The sequence below is a fragment of the Amycolatopsis sp. TNS106 genome (genome assembly GCF_019330265.1).
GTDB classification, from domain to species: domain Bacteria; phylum Actinomycetota; class Actinomycetes; order Mycobacteriales; family Pseudonocardiaceae; genus Amycolatopsis; species Amycolatopsis lurida.
The window spans coordinates 1,269,271-1,289,561 of the sequence record NZ_CP024972.1 but is presented as its reverse complement, the minus strand read 5'-3'; the positions used below and the strand labels follow the sequence as shown (position 1 = coordinate 1,289,561).

Here is a 20,291-nt window from a genome sequence, read left to right as displayed (position 1 = left end):
CTCACGCTTCCGTTTCGGAGGCGAGGCTTTCGAGCTCGCCCAAGATGAGTTCTTCGACCGTTCCGGCCAGCCCCGCGACGGTGCGCGCGGTCAGGACGTCGGCCGGGGTGAGCCGGACCGCGAACAAGGCTCCCGCCTTGGCCGCGATGTGCAGGCTCCGCAGCGAATCCCCGCCGAGGGCGAAGAAGTTGTCCTCGACGCCGATCCGCTCCACGCCGAGCACTTCGGCCCAGATCCCGGCCAGCGCCAGTTCGGTTTCGGTTTCCGGCTCGACGTACCCGCTCTCCCGCTCGGCCGGTGCCGGCAATGCCTTGCGATCGAGCTTTCCGTTGGCACTGACCGGGATCCGGTCCAGCGCGACGAACGCCGACGGCACCAAGTACTCCGGCAGCCGTTCGGCCAGGAAGTCCCGCAGGGTGTCCTGTCCGGCTTCCGACACGACGTAGGCGACGAGTTGCTTCAGGCCGGGCTGGTCTTCGCGGACGATGACCGCGGCCTGCGCCACGGCGGGATGCCGGGCCAGCATGGCTTCGGCCTCACCGGGCTCGACCCGGAAGCCGCGCAGCTTCACCTGGTCGTCCGCCCGTCCGAGGAATTCGAGGGTGCCCACCCCGGTCCAGCGGACCACGTCGCCGGTGCGATACATCCGCTGCCCGCCCGGGGCCGCGAGGAACCGGTCGGCGGTCAGGCCCGGCCGGTCGCGATAGCCACGGGCGAGGCCTGAACCGGCGAGGTACAGCTCGCCCGGCACTCCCGGAGGTACCGGGCGCAGGTCCGGATCCAATACGCGGGCGACCATTCCGTCCAGCGGCGTGCCGATGGGGACCCGGTCCGGAACCGTCTCGTCCATCGGATGGGCGGTGGCGAAGGTGGTCGTCTCGGTCGGACCGTAGCCGTCGACGACACGCAGCCCCCGGCAGGCACCCAGCACTCGCCGCACCGCCTCGGCGGGCACGACGTCGCCGCCGGTCCACACCTCCCGCAGTCCGGTGAAGCAGTCCGGGCTTTCCTGCGCCAGCACCCGGAACAGCCCCGTCGTGACCCACATCCCGGTCAGGCCGTGCTCGCGGATCAAGGTCCGCAGGCGGTGCGCGTCGAGATCGCCGTCCGGCGCCGTGACGACGCGGCCGCCGGTGAGCAGCGGTACCCACAGTTCGTACGTGGTCGCGTCGAAGGCCGCCGGGGAATGCAGCAGGACCCGTTCGTGTGCCCCGCCGCGGAACCGGCTGTCCGCGGCCAAGGCGGCGACGTCGCGGTGCCGCACCGCGACGCCCTTCGGGGTGCCGGTGGACCCGGAGGTGTACATGACGTACGCCAGCCGGTCGGGATCGACGACCAAGACGGGATCGCCGTCCGGCTCGTCGTCCACTGAGGACAGCCGGATGGCGTGCGGATACTCCCTGTCGGACACGACGAACCGCACACCGTCGAGCAGCGCCTGCCGCCGTTCCGCCGGGGCGCGCGTGTCGACCGGCAGATACGCGCCGCCCGCCTTGACCACGGCCAGTTCCGCCACGACGGTGCCCGCCCTGCTCGTGACGAGGCCGACCGGTTCCTCGGGGCGCAGGCCAAGCCCGATCAGGCGGTTGGCCAGCCGGTTCGCCCGCCGGTTCAACTCGGCGTAGGTGACCGGCTCGCCATCGAGGACGGCCGCGACCGCGTCGGGCCGGGCGCGGACCTGCTCGGCGAAGAGTTCCGGCAGCGACCGGGCGGGGGCCGCCGCACCGATTTTCGTCCATTCCGCCAGGAGCAGTTCGTCCCGCGGGGTCAGCATCGACACGTCGGTGATCGCCCGAGCGCCGTCCACCGTCAGTTCCCGGAGCAGCGTGAGCAGGTGACCGGCCAGCCGGCTCACCGTTTCGGCGTCGAACAAGGCCGGGTCGTAGCCCAGGTCGACGTTCAGCTCACGACCGGGCGACGCGACGACCGTCAGCGGGAAGTTCGTCGTCTCGCGTGCCGACAGGTCTCGCACGGTCAGGCCGTGCCCGGCTTCGGCGCCGGTGATCGGGTAGTTCTCGAACACCACCAGGCTCTCGCAGAGGTTCACTCCCCCGGGCAGCTCCGCCCAGCCCTGGACCAGCGCGAGCGGAAGATGTCCGTGGCGGCGTGCCTCGGCCTGGCTCGACTGAAGACCCGCGAGCCAGTCGGCGACGCGGGCACCACGGTCGATCCCGATCCTGACCGGCAGCGTGTTGATGAAGATGCCGGTGATCGCGTCCACGCCGGTCACTTCGGGCGGGCGGCCGGAGACGGTGGACCCGAACACGACGTCGTCGTGGCCGCTGTAGGCCGACAGCAGCAAGGCCCAGGCCCCTTGCAGGACCGCGTTGTGCGTGAGGCCGTGGCGTTTGACGAACTCGTCGAGCCCGCTCGTCGCCGCCTCGTCCAGGCGGACGGGCAGCCACTCGGACGAACAGGCGATGTGCCCGGCCGCGGGCGCCCGGTCGCCGGGAACGGGCGTCGGCCCGTCGATCCCGGAGAGGGTACGACGCCAGAAGCGTTCGGCGTCGGTCCGGTCGAGGCCGCCCAGCCAGGCGAGGTAGTCCCGGAACGGTGGCCTGGAGGGCAGGCTTTGGCCGGCGTAGGCGCCACAGACGTCGGAGAGGACATGGAAGACGCTCCAGCCGTCGAGCAGCGCGTGGTGGAACGTCCACAGCACCTGGACTTCGGTCGCCGACGACCGCACGAGGGCCACGCGCATCAGCGGTGCCTCCGCGAGGTCCAGCCCTTGTTCGCGGTCCTCGGCGAGGAGCCGCCGAAGATCGTGACCGGTCCCGTCGAGCACTCGGACCGGCAGCCGCACCTCGCGGTGCACCACCTGCAGTGGCTCATCGACCCCGGCCCAGACGAACGCCGTCCGCAGGACCGGTGTCCGGTCCACGACCCGCTGCCATGCCGCGGCGAGCCGGTCGAGGTCGGTGACACCGTCGAGGACGAACGTCGCCTGCTCGACGTACATGCCTTGCGCGGTCTGGGAAAGGCCGTGGAACAGCATCCCGCCCTGCATGGGCGTCACCGGGTAGACGTCCTCGACCGTCCGGCCGTCACCGACCAAAGTGTCCACTGTGGACTGATCGAGGGCGGCGAGCGGGAAGTCCGACGGCGTGCGGCCGCCTGCCTCCGGTGACCCGCAGTGCGCGATGATCTCGCGCAGGGCGGCCAGCATCCGCTCCGCCAGCTCTTCGACGACGCCGCGATCGTGCCGGGTCGTGACGTACGCCCAGCTCAGCTCCAGGCTCCCGGCCAACACGTGGCCGACGATGTCGAGCGTGTGGCCGGCGGGAGCGGCCGGGTCGACGTCGGCGCCGAGGGCGCCGGTCCGGAACGCGCCCGCCTCGGCGTCGTCGAACCGGCCGAGGTAGTTGAAGCCGACCTCGGGATCGATGACCGGCGCGGTGCCGGTGAGGTACCGCAGGGCGCCGTACCCGATCCCCCGCCGCGGCACCGCCCGGAGCTGTTCCTTCACCGCTTTGAGCGCGGCACCCCAGTCGTCCGGGACGTCGAGTGCCACCGGGAACATGCTGGTGAACCAGCCGACGGTGCGAGAGAGGTCGACGTCGTCGAACAGGTCCTCGCGCCCGTGGCCCTCCAGGTCGATCACCGGGATCCGCCCGGTCCAGTCCCGGAGGACACGGCCCAGCGCGGCGAGCAGCACGTCGTTGACCTGCGTGCGGTAGACCTCGGGAACGTCCTGGAGAAGTGCCCGGGTCTCCTCGGCGGTGAGCCGGACCGTCACCTCGCCCGTGTCGGCGACCGTGGCCGGTCCGGCGACCGGCGCCGGCGCCGGGATCCCCCGCCAGTACGCCAGTTCGTCGTCGAATCCGCCGGACTCGGCATGCTCCGCCAGCCGCCTGGCCCACTCCAGGTAGGACGTGGTCTTGGGCCCGAGTTCGCCGCCGCGGTAGGCGGTTTCCAGATCCTCGAGCAGGATTCGCCAGGAAACGCCGTCGACGACCAAGTGGTGCGCGGCCACGGTCAGCCGCCGCCCGTCGAGCACCGCCGCCAGCAAGGGACCGCGTCCGGGATCGAAGGCGATCTCGTCGGTGAGAAGGTCCGCCTGCCACACCGGTTCGCCGTACTGGCTCCCGTCGCGCCCGAACCGCAGCCGCAGCCCGTCGTGCTGCGCCCAAACGGTTTCCAGCGCGCGGCGCAGCGCGGCTTCGTCGACGTCCTCGGTGAATTCCAGCACCACTCGCTGGTCGAACCGGTCCGGCAGGGTGTCGAAGTACCAGTGCTGGATGGGGGTGAGCGGCGCCGCCCCGGTCACCGGCCCCTGTTCGGCGCGCGGCCCGGCGTCGCCACCGGCGTGCGCGGCCAGCGCGGCGAGGGTCGGATGCCGGAAGACGTCGTGGGGCAGCAGGCTCAGCCCGGCGCGGCGGGCACGCGACACGACCTGGATGCTGAGGATCGAGTCGCCGCCCAGTTCGAAGAAGTTGGCCTCGGCGCCGACGTCTGCGACGCCGAGCACGTCGGACCAGATCGCGGCGAGCGCGCGTTCGGCCTCGGTCGCGGGCGCGGTCCCGGCCGTCTTGCCGCCGAAGTCCGGCGCGGGCAGGGCGTGACGGTCGATCTTCCCGTTGGCGTTCAAGGGGAAGCGGTCGAGCCGGACGAACGCGGCGGGCACCATGTAGTCGGGCAGAGTGCGGCCGAGGAATTCGGCGAGGCCGTCCGCGTCGCCGGTGTGGTAGGCGACGAGCCGTTTGACGCCGTGATCCTCCCTGGTCAGCACCGCGGCCTGGCCGACGCCCGGATGCGCGGTCAGCGCGGCCTCGATCTCCGCCGGTTCGATCCGGAAACCGCGGATCTTGACCTGCTCGTCGGCGCGCCCGGTGTACTCCAGTTCCCCGCGCGGGGTCCAGCGGACAAGGTCACCGGTGCGGTACATCCGCTCCCCCGGCGGGCCGAACGGGTCGGGCACGAACCGGTCGGCGGTCAGCGCCGGATCACCGGAGTACCCGCGAGCGAGTCCGGCCCCGGCGATGTACAGCTCGCCGGACACGCCCTGCGGCACGAGCCGCAGCTCGGCGTCGAGGACGTAGGTCCGCATGTTGTCGAGCGGTTTCCCGATCGGGACGGCATCGGGAACTTCGGCCGGGATCGGATACGAGGTGGCGAAGGTCGTCGTCTCGGTCGGGCCGTAGCCGTCGACGACGACCGTGCCCGGGCACGCCTCTCGCACCCGCCGGACCGCGGCGGCCGGGACGACGTCGCCGCCCGCCCACACCTCGCGCATCCCCCGGAAGGTCTCCGGGGCCTCCTGCGCGAGCAGCCGGAACAGCCCGGCGGTGAAGAACGCCCCGTGGACCTCGTACTCGGCGATGATCCGCCGGAGGGTGTCCACGTCGAGGTCGCCCGGGGGCGCCACGACGACGGTGCCGCCGTTGAGAAGCGGAACCCACAGCTCGTAAGTGGAGGCGTCGAAGGCGGGCGAAGCGTGCAGCAGCACCCGCTCGTGCGAGGCGAACCTCCGGTCGGCGGCGAGGGCGACGACGTCACGCTGGCGTACGGCCACGCCCTTCGGCCTGCCCGTCGAACCGGACGTGTACATCACGTACGCGAGGTTGTCCGGCGACGCCTCGGGCAGCGCCACGTCCGCCGTCCGGCCGTCGGGCACGACAATCTGTCCATTATGGACCATCGATTCGGAGCGGGCCCGGTCGGTGACGAGGATCGGCACCCCGTCCAGCAGGGTCGTCAACCGTGGCGCGGGCGCCCTCGTGTCCAGCGGGAGATACGCCGCCCCCGCCTTGATCACGGCGAGTTCGGCGACGACCAGGTCCGGGGAACGGTCCATGAGCACGCCGACCACGGTTTCGGGACCGGCGCCGAGCGACACCAGCCGCCGGGCGAGCCGGTCCGCGCGCTCGTCCAGTTCCGCGTACGTCAGGCGGACGCCGTCGCCGACGAGGGCGACCGCGCCGGGAGCCTGCGCGACCTGTCGCCCGAAGAGCTCGGCGAGGCTTCCCTCCGGCAGCGGATACGCGGTGTCGTTCCAGTCACCGAGGATCTGGAGCCGTTCGGCGTCGGTGAGCAGGTCGATACCGTCGAGCGGACGGTTCAGGTCTTCGGCGAAGGCGTCGAGCACGCCGACGAGCTGGTCCGTGATCCACTCGGCCGTCGCGGCGTCGAACAGATCGGGGTCGTAGCCGACGTCGAGACTCAACCGTTCCCCCGGCGACGCGACGACACTGATCGGGTAGTTCGTCGTTTCGGCGGCGTCGACGTCTCGCAACCGCAGTCCGTCACGCGTCGCCGAGTCGATCGGATAGTTCTCGAAGACGACGATGCTGTCGAAGAGGCTGCCACCGGATCCGCTCCACGCCTGCAGCTTCGTCAGCGGCAGATGTCCGTACCTGCGCGACTCCACTTGCCGGTCCTGCAGCGCCACCAGCCATTTCGCGACCGGCGACCGGTCGGTGGTGACACGTACCGGGAGCGTGTTGATGAAGATCCCGGTGATGTCGTCGGCGCCGGTCAGGTCGACCGGGCGACCGGACACGGTGGTGCCGAAGCAGACGTCGCGTTCCCCGGTCAGCCGGGAAAGCACCAGCGCCCACGCTCCCTGCAGGACGGTGTTCATCGTGAGACCCGCCTTGCGCGCGGCTTCCCCGAGCCGCGCGGAGCTCTCGACCGGGACCCGCAGCCACTCGGCCGACCGGCTCGTGTGGTCCCCCGCCGTGAGCCGGGCGGACGCGGTGAAGTCGCCGAGCTCGCGGCGCCAGTGGCGTTCCGCCTCGGTGTCGTCCTGACGGCTCAGCCACGCGACGTAGTCCCGGAACGGCGGCCGCTCCGGCGGTTCGCCCCCGGAATAGGCGGTGAACACGTCGGACAGCACTCCGAAGACGCTCCAGCCGTCGAGCAGGACATGGTGGAACGTCCACAGCACCCGGACTTCCGTTTCCGAAAGCCGCGCCAGGGTCAGCCGCAGCAGGGCTTCGCCGTCCAGGTCCAGCCCCTCGGCACGGTCCGCGGACAGGACCTCCTGCCAGAACCGCTCCTGTCCCGCCGGCGTGTGGGCACGCCAGTCGAGCCGGGTGACCGGGACGGTCACCCGCCGACGCACCACCTGCACCGGTTCCGGCACGCCTTCCCAGGCGATCTTCGTGCGCAGCACGGGGGTGCGGTCGACGACGTGCTGCCAGGCCTCGGCGAGCGCGTCGACGTCCTCGACACCTTCGACGACGAACCCGACCTGCTGGAAGTAGAGCCGTTCTTCCCGCTGTGACAGCGAGTGGAACACCATGCCCGCCTGCATTGGCGTGAGCGGGTAGATGTCCTCGATCGTCCTGCCGTCGCCGGCGAGGGTGTCCACTGTGGCTTGATCGAGCGCGAGCAGCGGGAAGTCGGACGGAGTCCGCCCACCCGCCTCCGGTGCCGCACAGTGCGCGATGATCTCCCGCAGGGCGGCGAGCATCGCCCCGGCGAGCCTGTCCACTGTGGACTCGCGATGGACACCCTCGGTGTAGTACCAGGTCAGTTCGAGTTCGCCGGACTCGACGCGGCCGACCACGTCGAGCAGATGCGCTCGCGCCGAAAGCTCGCTCTCGTCGGATTCCAGCCTGCCCGAGGTGAAGCGGCCGAGGTAGTTGAAACTCACCGCCGGGTCGATCGACGGCGCGGTCCCGGCGAGGTGACGCAGGGCGCCGTACCCGACCCCGCGCCGGGGCACGGCCCGGAGCTGCTCTTTCACCGATTTCAGGGCCGTACCCCAGTCTTCGGGGACGTCCAGCGCGACCGGGAAGACGCTGGTGAACCAGCCCACCGTGCGGGACAGGTCGACGTCGTCGAACAGGTCCTCGCGCCCGTGTCCTTCCAGATCGACGACCGGTACCTTGCCCGTCCAGTCCCGCAGCACCCGGCCCAGCGCGGTCAGCAGCACGTCGTTGACCTGCGTGCGATAGACGGCGGGCACGTCCCTCAGCAGCGCCTCGGTCTCCGCCTCGGGAAGCCGCACGGTGACCTCACGCATCGAGGCGCCCGTGGCCTGGCCCTCACCGTCGACCGGGATCGAGGTGTTCTCGGGAATCCCTTGCCAGTAGGGCAGTTCGTCGTCGAATCCACCGTCGGCGGTGTGCTCGGCGAGCCTGATCGCCCACTCCCGAAAGGAGGTGGTGCGCGGCCCGAGATCGATCGCCTCGCCTCGCAGCGCCTGGGCGTAACCGCGGTCGAAGTCCTCGGCGAGCACCCGCCACGAGACACCGTCGACGACGAGGTGGTGCACGGCGAGGGTGACGCCGCGCTCGGAGATGTCGAGGCGGATCAGCGGTGTCCCGGCCCCGACAGGACCGTTCTCCTGCTTCCAGCCGTCGTCGTGGGTGAATCGCATCCGCAGCGCGTCGTGGTGCTCCAGCAGCGCGTCCACGGCCTTGCGCGCCACGGCCTGCTCGATCCGCTCAGGTCCTAACCGGACGAACTGGTGGAAGTGCTCCGGATCGGCGGTCTGGGTCGCGAAGAACCACCGCTGGATCGGGGTGAGCGGCACCTCGCCGCTGACCGGGCCGCGGTGGACGGCCTCGGTGGCGGTGCGCGCCGCGGCGGCGAGCGCCGCCGGGGTCCGATGGGCGAACAGGTCGCCGGGCAGCAGTTCCAGCCCGGCGCGCCGGGCCTTGGACACCACCTGGATGCTGAGGATCGAGTCGCCGCCCAGTTCGAAGAAGTCGTCGGTCGCACCGACCCGTTCGACACCCAGCACCTCGGCCCAGATCCCGGCGAGCACGAGTTCGCGCTCGGTGCGCGGCACGACGTGGTCACGGGCCCCGAAATCCGGCGCGGGCAGCGCGGTGCGGTCGAGCTTCCCGTTGACGTTGACCGGGAATTCCGCCAACCGGACGAACGCGGCCGGGACCATGTAGTCCGGCAGGGTCCGCCCCAGGAATTCGCCAAGTCCTTCGGTCTCGCCGACGACGTAGGCGACCAGCCGTTTCACCCCACCGTCCGCGCGGGCCAGTACGGCCGCCTGCTCGACGCCGGGGTGTTCGCCCAGCGCGGCCTCGATCTCGCTCGGTTCGACGCGGAAGCCGCGGATCTTGACCTGCTCGTCCACCCGGCCGACGAACTCCAGCGCCTCCTCGTCGTTCCAGCGCACGACGTCGCCGGTGCGGTACATCCGCTCCCCCGGCGGACCGAACGGATCCGCGACGAACCGGTCCGCGGTCAGCCCCGGCCGTCCGAGGTAGCCGCGCGCGAGCCCGGCCCCGGCGATATGCAGCTCGCCTGGCGCACCCGGGGGCGCCAGGTTCAGGCCGTCGTCGAGGACATAGCCGCGGGTGTTGGCCAGCGGTGCTCCGATCGGCACGACGTCGGGCACCTCGTCCGGCAGCGGATGCACGGTGGCGAAGGTCGTGGTCTCGGTGGGGCCGTAGACGTCGGCGACCAGCGTCCGCGGGCACGCGGCCCGGACCCTGCGCAGCGCGACGGCGGGAACGGCGTCACCGCCCGTCCAGACTTCCCGCACGCCGGCGAACATCTCCGGGGCCTCCTGCGCGACGAGCCGGAACAGGCCGGTCGTCATGAAGACTCCCGTCACGGCGTGCGTGGTGATCACGCGGCCGAGCGTGTGGACGTCGAGCTCCCCCGGCGGGGCCAGGACGACCGTGCCGCCGTTCAGCAACGGCACCCACAGCTCGTACGTGGACGCGTCGAAGGCCTGCGGTGAGTGCAGCAGCACCCGGTCGTGGGCCGCGAAGCGCCGGTCGGCCGCCAGAGCGAGGACGTCGCGATGCCGGGCGGCGACGCCCTTCGGCTTGCCGGTCGAGCCGGAGGTGTAGATGACGTAGGCCAGTTGTTCGGGGTCGGTCGTCACCCCGGGGGATGTCTCCGGGGCGTCACCCGTGTCCGTGACGATCACGCCGTCGTGGATCTCTTCGGCGGTGGACAGCCAGGCCTGATCGGTGACGAGGACGTCCGCTCCGGCTTCGCTCAGCAGCAGCCGCAACCGCTCGGCGGGCGCGCGCAGATCCAACGGCAGATAGGCCCCGCCTGCCTTCAGGGTCGCGAGCTCGGCCACGACGAGGGCGGGCGAACGGTCCATCAGGAGCGCGACCCGGTTTTCGGCGCGGACGCCGAGCTCGCGCAGCCGGTTCGCCAGCCGGTTCGCCCGGACGTCGAGTTCGCCGTAGGTGACGGTCTCCGCATCGGTCACCAGCGCGACGGCGCCGGGATTCCGGCGTGCGCGGGCCTCGAACAGCTCGGGCACCGTCCCTTCCGGTATCGGCCGGGTGGTGGCGTCGCGGTCGCGAAGCAGGTGCCGGATCTCCGGGTCCGACAGCATCGGCACCCGGGTCACGGGCTCGTACGGCGAGTCCACGAAGCCACGGATCAGCGTTTCGAGATGCCCGGCGAGCTGCCGGGCGAGCTCCGGTCCGATCAGCTCGGGGTCGTGGGTCAGCATCAGCGACATCCGGCGGCCCGGATACGCGACGACGCCGAGCGGGTAGTTGGTGCGTTCGGCCGCGCGGACGTCCCGCACTCCCGCGACGTCCGCCACCGGATAGTTCTCGAAGACGATGATGCTGTCGAACAGGCTGCCGCCGGTGTCGCTCCAGGACTGCAACCGCGGCAGGCCGACATGGCCGAACCGGCGGGATTCCGCTTGCGCCGCCTGCAGTTCCCGAAGCCAGTCGACGAGGCCGTGCCCGGTATCGAGCCTGACCCGCACCGGCAGGGTGTCGATGAACAGGCCCGGGATGTCGTCCGCTCCCGGCAACTCGACCGGCCTGCCCGACACCGTCGCGCCGAAACAGACCTCGGCTTCGCCGCTGTAGCGGGACAGCAACGCCGCCCAGGCGCCCTGGACGATCGTGTTGAGCGTCAGGTGGTGCCGCCGCGCGAACGCGGTGATCCGGGCGGTCGTGGCGTCGTCGAAGTCCACCGGCACCCGGGCGGACGAGCTGGCGGCGTGTGCCCGGGCGCCGTGAACTCCAGGAAGCGGCGTCGGCGTCACTCCGTCGAGTTCGGCCCGCCAGTGGGCTTCGGCGGCCTCGTCGTCCTGAGCGGCGAGCCACCCGGCGTAGTCGCGGAACGGGCGCCGCACCGGCGGTTCTCCACCGCGCAGCACGGCGAGGACGTCGGACAGGACACCGAAGACGCTCCAGCCGTCCAGTAGTACGTGATGGAAGGTCCAGATCACCCGCACCGAGGTCGCCGACTCCTTGGCGACGACCAGCCGCGTCAGCGGGGCGCGGGTCAGGTCGAGCCCTTCGGCGAGGTCTTCGGCCAACCGGAGCCGCAAGGCTTCCTCGGCGTCCATTGTGGACCAGTCCGGACAGCTCACCGGGATCTCCGCCGAACGCCGCACGACCTGCAGCGGACGTGGTACCCCGTCCCAGACGATCCGGCTGCGCAGGACCGGGGTCCGGGCCACCACCCGCCGCCAGGCCGCGACGAGTGCCCGCGGGTCGGGGACGTCGTCGACGGTGAAGGTGATCTGTTCGAAGTAGTTGCGATCGCCGGGCTGGGCCAGGCTGTGGAACACCATGCCCGCCTGCATCGGCGTCAGCGGGTACACGTCCTCCACGTCCCGGCCGTCGCCGACCAGCTCGTCCACAGTGGACTGGTCGAGGCCCGCCAGCGGGAAGTCCGACGGCGTCCGCCCGCCCGCGCCGGGTTCGGCGCAGTGCCCGAGGAGTCCACGCAGGTTCTCCAGCATGCCGTCGGCCAACCGGGTCACGGTCGCCGCTTCGTGCACGCCTTCCGCGTAGTGCCACGTGAACTCCAGCGTGTCGCCGGTGACCTGGCCGACCACGTCGAGCAGATGGGGGCGGACGCCGACGGGGTCGGCGACCAGGGACAGTTCGCCGGGCGAGCCGGTGTAGAGCTCCCCGGTGAGCTCGAACTGCCCGAGGTAGTTGAAGCTGATCTGGGGGTCGATGCGCGGGGCCGTGCCGGAGAGATAGCGCAGCGCGCCGTAGCCGATGCCACGTCGAGGGACCGAGCGCAGCCGCTCCTTCACGGCTTTGATCGCCGCGCCCCATTCGTTCGGGACGTCCAGCGCCACCGGGAACAGGCTGGTGAACCAGCCCACCGTGCGCGACAGATCCACGCCGTCGAACAGGTCCTCACGGCCGTGGCCCTCCAGGTCGATCACCGGGACCCGGCCGGTCCAGTCCCGCAACGTCCGGCCGAGCGCGGTGAGCAGAAGGTCGTTGACCTGCGTCCGGTAGACCTCGGGGACGTGCCGTAGGAGCGACCGCGTCTCCTCCGCGGTCAGCCGGACCGTCACCGCGCGGGCTTGGTCCACCGTGTTCGCACCGACCCCGTCGACCGGGATCGGCGTGACCTCGGGGATCGAGCGCCAGTGCTCCAGTTCGTCGTCGAATCCACCCGCTTCGGCATGGTCCGCGAGGCGTGCCGCCCAGTCCTGGAACGAGCTCGTCCTCGGCCCGAGATCGGCCATCCGACAGGCCTGGTCGAGGTCGTCGAGCAGGATCCGCCAGGACACGCCGTCGACGGCGAGATGGTGCGCGGACAGGTGCAGCACGCGCCGCTCCGGAGGTCCGGACACGCTCCAGCGCAGCAGCGAATGCCCGTCCTCGACTGCGGTGATGCGCAGCCGCCACCGGTCTCCGTCGCGGGTGAAGGTCGTCCGCAACGCGTCGTGGTGCTCGATCACCGCGTCGATCGCGGCGGCGAGCACGGTCTCGTCGGTGCCGTGCGCCAGTTCGACCGCGATGGCCTGATCGAACCGGCCAGGCTCTTGGATCGTGTCGAAGAACCAGCGTTGAATCGGGGTCGCCACGACGTCCCCGGAGACGGGACCGCGGTCCGGTACCGAGGAGACTTCGGTCAAGGCCGGGGCGAGCGCGGCGATGGTCTGATGTCGGAACAGGTCCGCCGTCGTGATCGCCAGCCCCACCTTCCTGGCCCGCGCGCTGACCTGGATGCCGAGGATCGAGTCGCCGCCGAGGGCGAAGAAGTTGTCCTCGACACCCACCCGGTCGAGACCGAGCACATCCGCCCAGATCCCCGCGAGCACCGCTTCCCGCTCGGTCCGCGGCGCCGTGCCCCCGCTCGCGGCGGGCTCGAAGCTCGGCTCCGGCAGAGCGCGCCGGTCGACCTTCCCGTTGGCGTTGAGGGGAAGCGCGTCGAGGACGACGAACGCCGACGGCACGAGATAGTCCGGCAGGTTCCGGCCGAGGGATTCGCGCAGCACCTCAGTGTCCACTGTGGAGTCATCCGCGGCCACCACATAGGCGACCAGGTGCTTGCGACCGGACCCGGTACGCGCCGTCACCACCGCCTCCACGACCTCGGGCCGGGCGGTGAGGGCGCGTTCCACCTCGCCGGGTTCGACCCGGAAGCCGCGGATCTTGAGCTGGTCGTCGGCCCGGCCGGCGAACTCGAGGGTCCCGTCGGCCCGCCACCGGCCGCGGTCGCCGGTGCGGTACATGCGCTCGCCGGGCGCGCCGTAGGGGCAGGCGACGAACCGATCCGCCGTCGCACCCGGCCGGTCGGCATACCCGCGGGCGAGCCCTGGGCCCGCGACGCAGATTTCGCCGAGCGCGCCGCGCGGGACCGGCCGCAGTCCGTCGTCGAGCACGTAGACACCCATTCCCGTCAGCGGGGTCCCGATCGGGATGGTCTCGGGAACCGCCTCCGCGGACGTCATGCGGAACGAGGTCGCGAACGTGGTGGTCTCGGTCGGTCCGTAGCCGTCGACGACCGTGACGCCGGGGCAGCTCTCCAGCACGCGGCGCACGGCTTCGGGCGGCACGACGTCGCCACCGGTCCAGATCTCCCGCAGGCCGCGGAAGCACTCGGGGGCGTCACCGGCGAAGAGCCGGAAGAGACCGGCGGTGAGCCAGAAGGCGGTGACACCGTGCCGCGCGGTCAGCTCACGGACGACCTCCGCGTCGACGTCCCCCGGCGGCGCGACGACCACGGTGCCGCCGTTCAGGAGCGGGACCCACAGCTCGTAGGTGGAGGCGTCGAACGCCAGCGGCGAGTGCAGCAGCACGCGCTCGTGCGCGCCGCCGGTGAAGCGGGGGTCGGTGGCCAGCGCGACCACGTCGGTGTGCCGGACCGCCACGCCCTTCGGTACGCCGCTGGAGCCGGAGGTGTATTCGACATAGGCCAGATTCGCCGGTTCGACCGTGACCGTGGCCGCGTCCCCGGTGACGGGCACCGTCAGTATCCGTCCCTTGTGGACGGTGGCGGCGGTTTCGTGCCATGTCTCGTCGGTGAGCAGCAGCGCTGTGCCGTCGAGCAGCAGGCGCAGGCGATCGGCCGGAGCACGCAGATCGAGCGGCAGGTACGCGGCACCGGCCTTGAGGATCGCCAGCAGCGCCACCACGAGGTCGGCCGAGCGGTCCATCAGCACGCCGACCCGGTCCTCCGGGCGCACGCCGAGCTCGATCAGCCGCCCCGCCAACCGGTCGGCCTCGGCACGCAGTTCGCCGTAACCGAGGCGCGCCTCACCGAAGAGCACCGCGGGGGCATGCGGATGCTGCCCGGCGTGATGGTCGAACAGGCGCGTGATGGTCATCGACGGCGCGGGATCCGGCGACGGCAGGAGCCGGCGATCGGCCTCGGTGAGCAGCGGAAGCTCGCCCACCAGGCGGCCGGGTTCGGCGGCGATCCCGGCGAGGAGCGCTTCCAGGCTCTCGGTCAGCCGCTCGATCGTCGCGCCGTCGAAGAGCGCGGTGGCGTACTCGACGGTGACCCGCAGGCCGTCTTCCGTCGGCCAGAACTCGATGACCAGGTCGAACCGGGCCGACGGCCGGGGCAGGTCGAACTCCGAAACCCGCAGGCCGGCGACCTCGCACGGGCGGACCAGCGGGCTCTGCAGGACGACCACCGCCTGCACCAGCGGTGTCCGTGCCGGATCCCGCTCCGGCTGTGCCGCTTCGACGACGCGGTCGAAGGGGACGTCGGCGTGCGCGAACGCCTCCAGCACCGTCTCCCGGAACCCGGCCAGGAACTCCGGGAACGGCCGCGTGCGATCGATCCGGGAGCGCAGCACGAGGGTGTTCACGAAGAACCCCGTCAGCGGCTCCCACTCGGGCCGGTCCCGTCCGGCGACCGCGGTGCCCACGGCGATGTCGCGCTGACCTCCATAAGCCGACAGGAGGAGTTGCACGGCCGCGGTGAGAGTCATGAACAACGTCGCCCCGTGCGGACGTCCCGCGGTGGTAAGGCCGCGGACCAGGTCCGCGGGCAGATCGTGACGGTGTACCGCACCCGCCGTACCGCGCTGGGCCGGTCTCGGACGATCGGTCGGGAAAGCGAGCGGTTCGAGTCCCTCGAGCGCTTCACGCCAGTAGCCGAGCTGGGCGTCGTCGTCGGATTGACGACGCCAGAGCGTGTAATCGCGGTAGCCCGACTCCAGCGGCGGCGGGGTCGCACCGGCGTAGAAGTCCAGAAGCTCGCCGGTCAGGATGCCGATCGACCGGCCGTCGGTGACGATGTGGTGCTGGCACAGGACGAGCAGGTGCTCCTCCGGCGCCTGACGATAGAGCGTGGCCCTCGTCAGCGGGCCGGTGCGCAGGTCGAACGGCACGCTCACTTCCGCCGCCAACGTCGCGTCGTCCGCGGCGGTATCCTCGACGCGCAGCGGTATCTCGGCCGTGTCGGCGATGCGCTGGAAACCCCCGTCGAAGGTGGTGCGCAGGGATTCGTGGCGGGCGCAGAGCGCGGCCAGTGCGCCGCGCAGGGCGTCGAGGTCCAGCGGCCCGGAGAGCCGGAGACCGACCGCGGTGTTGTATTCGGCGCTGTCCCCGGTCAGCTCGTCGAGGAACCACAGGCGCCGCTGGGCGGGCGAAAGCGGGACCACCTGGGACGGCGGTGCGGCCGGGATCGGGTCGTTCCCGGCAGGCCGCGCCTCGTCGATCAGCCGGGCCAGCCCGGTCACGGTGGGCGCGTCGAACACCGCGCGAGCCGACAAGGCCACGCCGAAGGTCCTGCGCAGCCGGGACAACGCCTGTACCGCAAGGATCGAGTCGCCACCCAGGGCGAAGAAGTCGTCTTCGCTCGCGACATCCTCCGTTCCGAGCACGCCGGCGAGCACCTCGGCGACGGCACGTTCGGTTTCCGAACCCGGTCCGGTGTCCGACCGGCTCTCTTCCGGCGGCGCGGGCAGAGCGCGGCGATCGACCTTCCCGTTGGCGTTGAGGGGAAGCTCGTCGAGGGCGACGAACGCCGACGGCACCATGTAGTCCGGCAACACCGCCGCCGCCGACTCCGCCAGGTCGCCGAGCACCTCGCCCTGCCGGGCCACGACGTAGGCGACCAACCGCTTGACGCCCGGCCGTTGCTCACGGGCGACGACCACGACCTCGCCCACCCCCGGCACGGCGGCGAGCACCGCTTCGATCTCGCCGGGCTCGACCCGGAAACCGCGGACCTTGACCTGGTCGTCGGTCCGGCCGAGGAACTCCAGTTCGCCCTCGTCGTTGTACCGCACCAGATCGCCGGTCCGGTACATCCGGCCGCCGGGTACGCCGGGATCGGCGACGAAGCGGTTCGCGGTCGCACCCGGTTCGCCCCAGTAACCACGGGCCAGGCCGGCCCCGGCCAGATGTAACTCCCCCGCCTGTCCGGCTGGGACGGCGTTCAACGCGTCGTCGAGGACGTGGGCTCGGACTCCGTCGAGTGGACGGCCGATCGGCACGGAGTCCGGCACACCGTCCCTTGTGGACATCGGATATGCGGTGGCGAAGGTGGTGGTTTCGGTGGGGCCGTAGCCATCGGTCACGGTGAGGCCGGGGCAGGCGTCCAGCACACGGCGGACAGCGGCCGCCGGGACCACGTCGCCGCCCGTCCATACTTCTTCCACACCGAGGAAACAGTCCGGCGCCTCCTGCGCCACCACCCGGAACAGCCCGGCGGTCAGCCAAAGCGAGGTGACCGCGTACTGGCGGACGACCTCGCGCAGCGCCTCCACGTCCAGGTCGCCCGGAGGCGCGATCACCACCGTCCCGCCGTTGAGCAGCGGTACCCACAGCTCGTAGGTCGACGCGTCGAAGGCGGCCGGGGAATGCAGCAGGACCCGGCGGTGCGGACCACCCGCGAACCGGCTGTCGGCTGCCAGCGCCGCGACGTCCCGATGCCGGACCGCGACTCCCTTCGGTGTCCCGGTCGAGCCTGACGTGTGCATGAGATACGCCAGCTGATCCGCGTCGACGCGCGGTGGCGCCACGTCCGGCGCCGGAAGGGATCGTCCCGCGACCACGATTCGTCCACTGTGGACCCGCGCCGTCCGTTCCGGCTCGTCGGTGATCAGCACCGAGACCCCCGCGGTGGTCAGCACCAGCCGCGCGCGGTCGTCGGGGGCGCGCCGGTCGAGCGGCACGTAGACCCCACCCGCCAGCACGATCGCCAGTTCGGCGACGACGAGTTCGGCGGACCGTTCGATCAGCAGCCCGACCCGGTCCTCGGCACGCACTCCGAGCCGGGTCAACCGGGCGGCGAGGCGTGCGGCCCGGTCGGCGAGTTCGGCGTAGGTCAGCTGTCCACCGTGGCCGTCCACGGCGACCGCGTCGGGGATGGAACGCACCATCGCGGCGAACAGTTCCGGCAGGGCGACGGCTCGTTCGGCTTCGGGGGCGTCCGTCGTGTCGAGCACGGTCATCTTTTCGGTACCTTCCAGGCACAGCAAGCAAACCCACCGAGGCGGGCAGGGGGACGGGGAGGGAGAAGGCGGCTCAGTGCCGCCGGGCGAGGCGGCCGCCGATTTCGATCGCGGTCGCCTCGCCGGGCGTTCCGCGCAGCCGGCCGCACGGCGCCGGGCGACCGGTGACGGGGTCGCGCACCGTGAACGAGGCGTCGTCGTGGAGGGTGAGTTCGGGGAAGATCTCGCCGTCGACGACGAGTTCGGCTCCGCCGTGTTCGCCGGGGCGGATCGTGTAGTCGAGAGCACCGTTGCGATAGGTGCCGAAGTCACCGCCCGGGATCGGGACCGGGCAGGCCGGTGCGGGCAGCCGCCGCTCCGGGAGCGAGAGACCGAGCGCGCGGAGCTCGGTGACGAGGTCGTGCCACATGTCCGTGCCCGCGGCACCATTCGCCGTGAACGCGACGACGCAGGCACCCGCCTGATCGATCCGCAACTGGCAGGAGGTTCCGTCGGCGGTGCCGTCGTGGCCGAGCCAGACTTCGTCTTCGTCCTCGTAGTGCGCGATTCCCAGCCCCCAGCCGTCGGCCAGGCCGAACGGCTCGGCGTCGGGCACCCGGCGATGCATGTCCGCGGCGGTCACGACGTCGAGCAAACCCGGCTTTCCCAGATGGACCCGGCCCAGTTCGACCAGGTCCTCGGCGCTCAAGGCCAGCGCGCCGGCGGGTTCGAGCATCGGTGGCAAGGCCTGCTCGACCGGACGCGCACCGGCCGGTCCGGTGGCGCGTCCGTGGCCGGGAACCGTTCTCGGGCTTTCGGCGTAGGCGGGCTCGATTTTCAGTGGTCGCAGGAGTATCGCCTCGACGGCTTCACGCCAGGTCATCCCGGTGACCGCCTCGATCAGCGAGCCCACCAGGGCATAGCCCAGGTTCGAATACGAGAAGGCGGTCCCGGGCGGGCATACGGGGATCGCCGCGCGAATCTCGCGCAGGCACGTCCCGGTGACGTCGGCCGGATCGGAGGGCAGGCCGCTGGTGTGGCTCAACAGATGACGTGGCGTCACTCCCCCGGCGAGAGCGGGGTCGCCCAGCAGCTCGCCGACCGGCTGATCCAGTTCGAGATCGTCGTCCGCGATCAGCGCCATCACGACCGTGGCGGTGGCCAGTTTCGTGACCGATCCGATCAGTACGGCGGACGACGGGCCCATCGGTCTGCGTCTGTCCTGATGTTCGACACCGGTCTGGACCACTGTGGTCAGGCCGCCTTCGAGCACCGCGAGCTGTGCTCCCGGAACACCGTGCCTGCCCGCCAGGCCGGTCAGTACTTCTTGAAGCCGCCGCGTCGGCACCGGGTTCTGTCCAGTGTGGTCGTACCGTTCTTGCGCAGGCCGCATGACCGAATCCTCCCCTGTACACAGGAAATCACGAGTTGATGGGCCACGTCTGTCCACATCGGGCCGGAACAACACGCTGCCCGGGCCAGGAGATCGTCTGTACCGCCAATGGTGGGAAAGCCGCTTCGACCGAAAAGCGCTCGACGCTACACAGGGTGGCAATGACTGTCATTCATTTTATTGAACCAGCGTCAATCCGCCGCACATCCTGGAATGACATCGGATAACGAGCACGCCCGAGGCATGAACAAACCAACACATCCACCGGTCGACGGATGCGTGAAAAATAAATGAAGACCAGAATTCGGCCGCCGGTCTCATCGCCGGCGGAACAGTCGCAAACTTCCTCCCCTCGTCCAATTCTTCCAGCTCAGGCCGCCTTGGCACGCAAGCACATACCCGGGCGGCGCCTGCTGGTTACCCTCACGCCGCCGAGCCAAACGCGAAAAAACGGAAATGAGCCGTCGAAGATCACATCTTCCCCGCCGACGGCGCCGCCAACTGCGGAAACGAGAAGGTGATCTTGACGAATCCGATTCTCACCATGCGAGCAGCACGGCCATACGCACGTGCACCGTCTCGTGCAACCGACGAACCAGCCTTTTTCGATCATCGAAGACATTGGAGTGAAGCAGAAGAACGCGAATTCACCCGGTTGCCTGTAACGGAATCGGCATCTCCATTCATCCGACCATCGTCGGTTGCCCACCCGACCCGGCGCTTGGTAACGAAGTAGACCACCTGCCCGCCGTGGTCCAGACCACAGCGGGCAGGTGGTCCGTGCGAGCGGCGCAAAAGTCGCCCACGGCATGCCGACGCCACAGGAGGCGGCAGCGAAGTAATCCCTGGCGTTACGGACGCCTGCGCCCTTCTCCCGATGGAGGTCGGGAGAAGGGCGCATCGGCACCCACCGAGGTTTCACGGATTCGGGGCGACGGACTGGGTTGACGGCCGGACCTGTATGCACCGCCCTCGATTCCCGGACCTCGCTTCACCACCCGGAAAGTCGGAGTTATCTGCGGAAATTACCCACAGAGCCACGCTGACGGTGTGCTTGGCTGCTCCCGTGCTGAAGAAACTCTGCGCCGCCGCGGCGATCGCCCTCCTGCCCGTCGTCATCCCCACGCCCGCACAAGCAGCCACGTACTATCAGCAGACGGTCACCGGTTCCACGCTGGCCCAGTGCAACGAGATCGGCTTTCAACTCGCCCAGCAGAAACGCGCCGAAGGCCACCTCGTGACCTGGACCGGCTGCGGCTACAAGAACTTCGGCTACATCGGCGTGGTCGCCTGGTCGACCTGATCCCGAGTGAGCCATGTCTGGTGAGCGTGGGCGCCGTCCGAAGGCGGCAG

The 20,291-nt window shown here is 70.8% G+C and carries 3 protein-coding genes; 1 reads left to right on the top strand and 2 read right to left on the bottom strand.

Annotated features, from left to right (window positions below; translation table 11 throughout):
• Position 1 precedes the first annotated feature (1 nt).
• The gene (locus tag CVV72_RS05760) at positions 2 to 17,566 is read right to left on the bottom strand and encodes a non-ribosomal peptide synthetase (protein WP_219151388.1); all 17,565 of its coding nucleotides are present in this window, start codon (positions 17,564 to 17,566) and stop codon (positions 2 to 4) included.
• A 73-nt stretch (positions 17,567 to 17,639) separates the two neighbouring features.
• The gene (locus CVV72_RS05755; RefSeq protein WP_255632543.1) at positions 17,640 to 18,938 is read right to left on the bottom strand and encodes a serine hydrolase; all 1,299 of its coding nucleotides are present in this window, start codon (positions 18,936 to 18,938) and stop codon (positions 17,640 to 17,642) included.
• 1,066 nt (positions 18,939 to 20,004) lie between these two features.
• Between CVV72_RS05755 and CVV72_RS05750 the strand changes: the two genes are divergently transcribed.
• On the top strand, positions 20,005 to 20,241 hold the full coding sequence (locus CVV72_RS05750; RefSeq protein WP_219151387.1) for a hypothetical protein: 237 nt from the start codon (positions 20,005 to 20,007) through the stop codon (positions 20,239 to 20,241).
• The last annotated feature ends 50 nt before the right edge of the window (positions 20,242 to 20,291 follow it).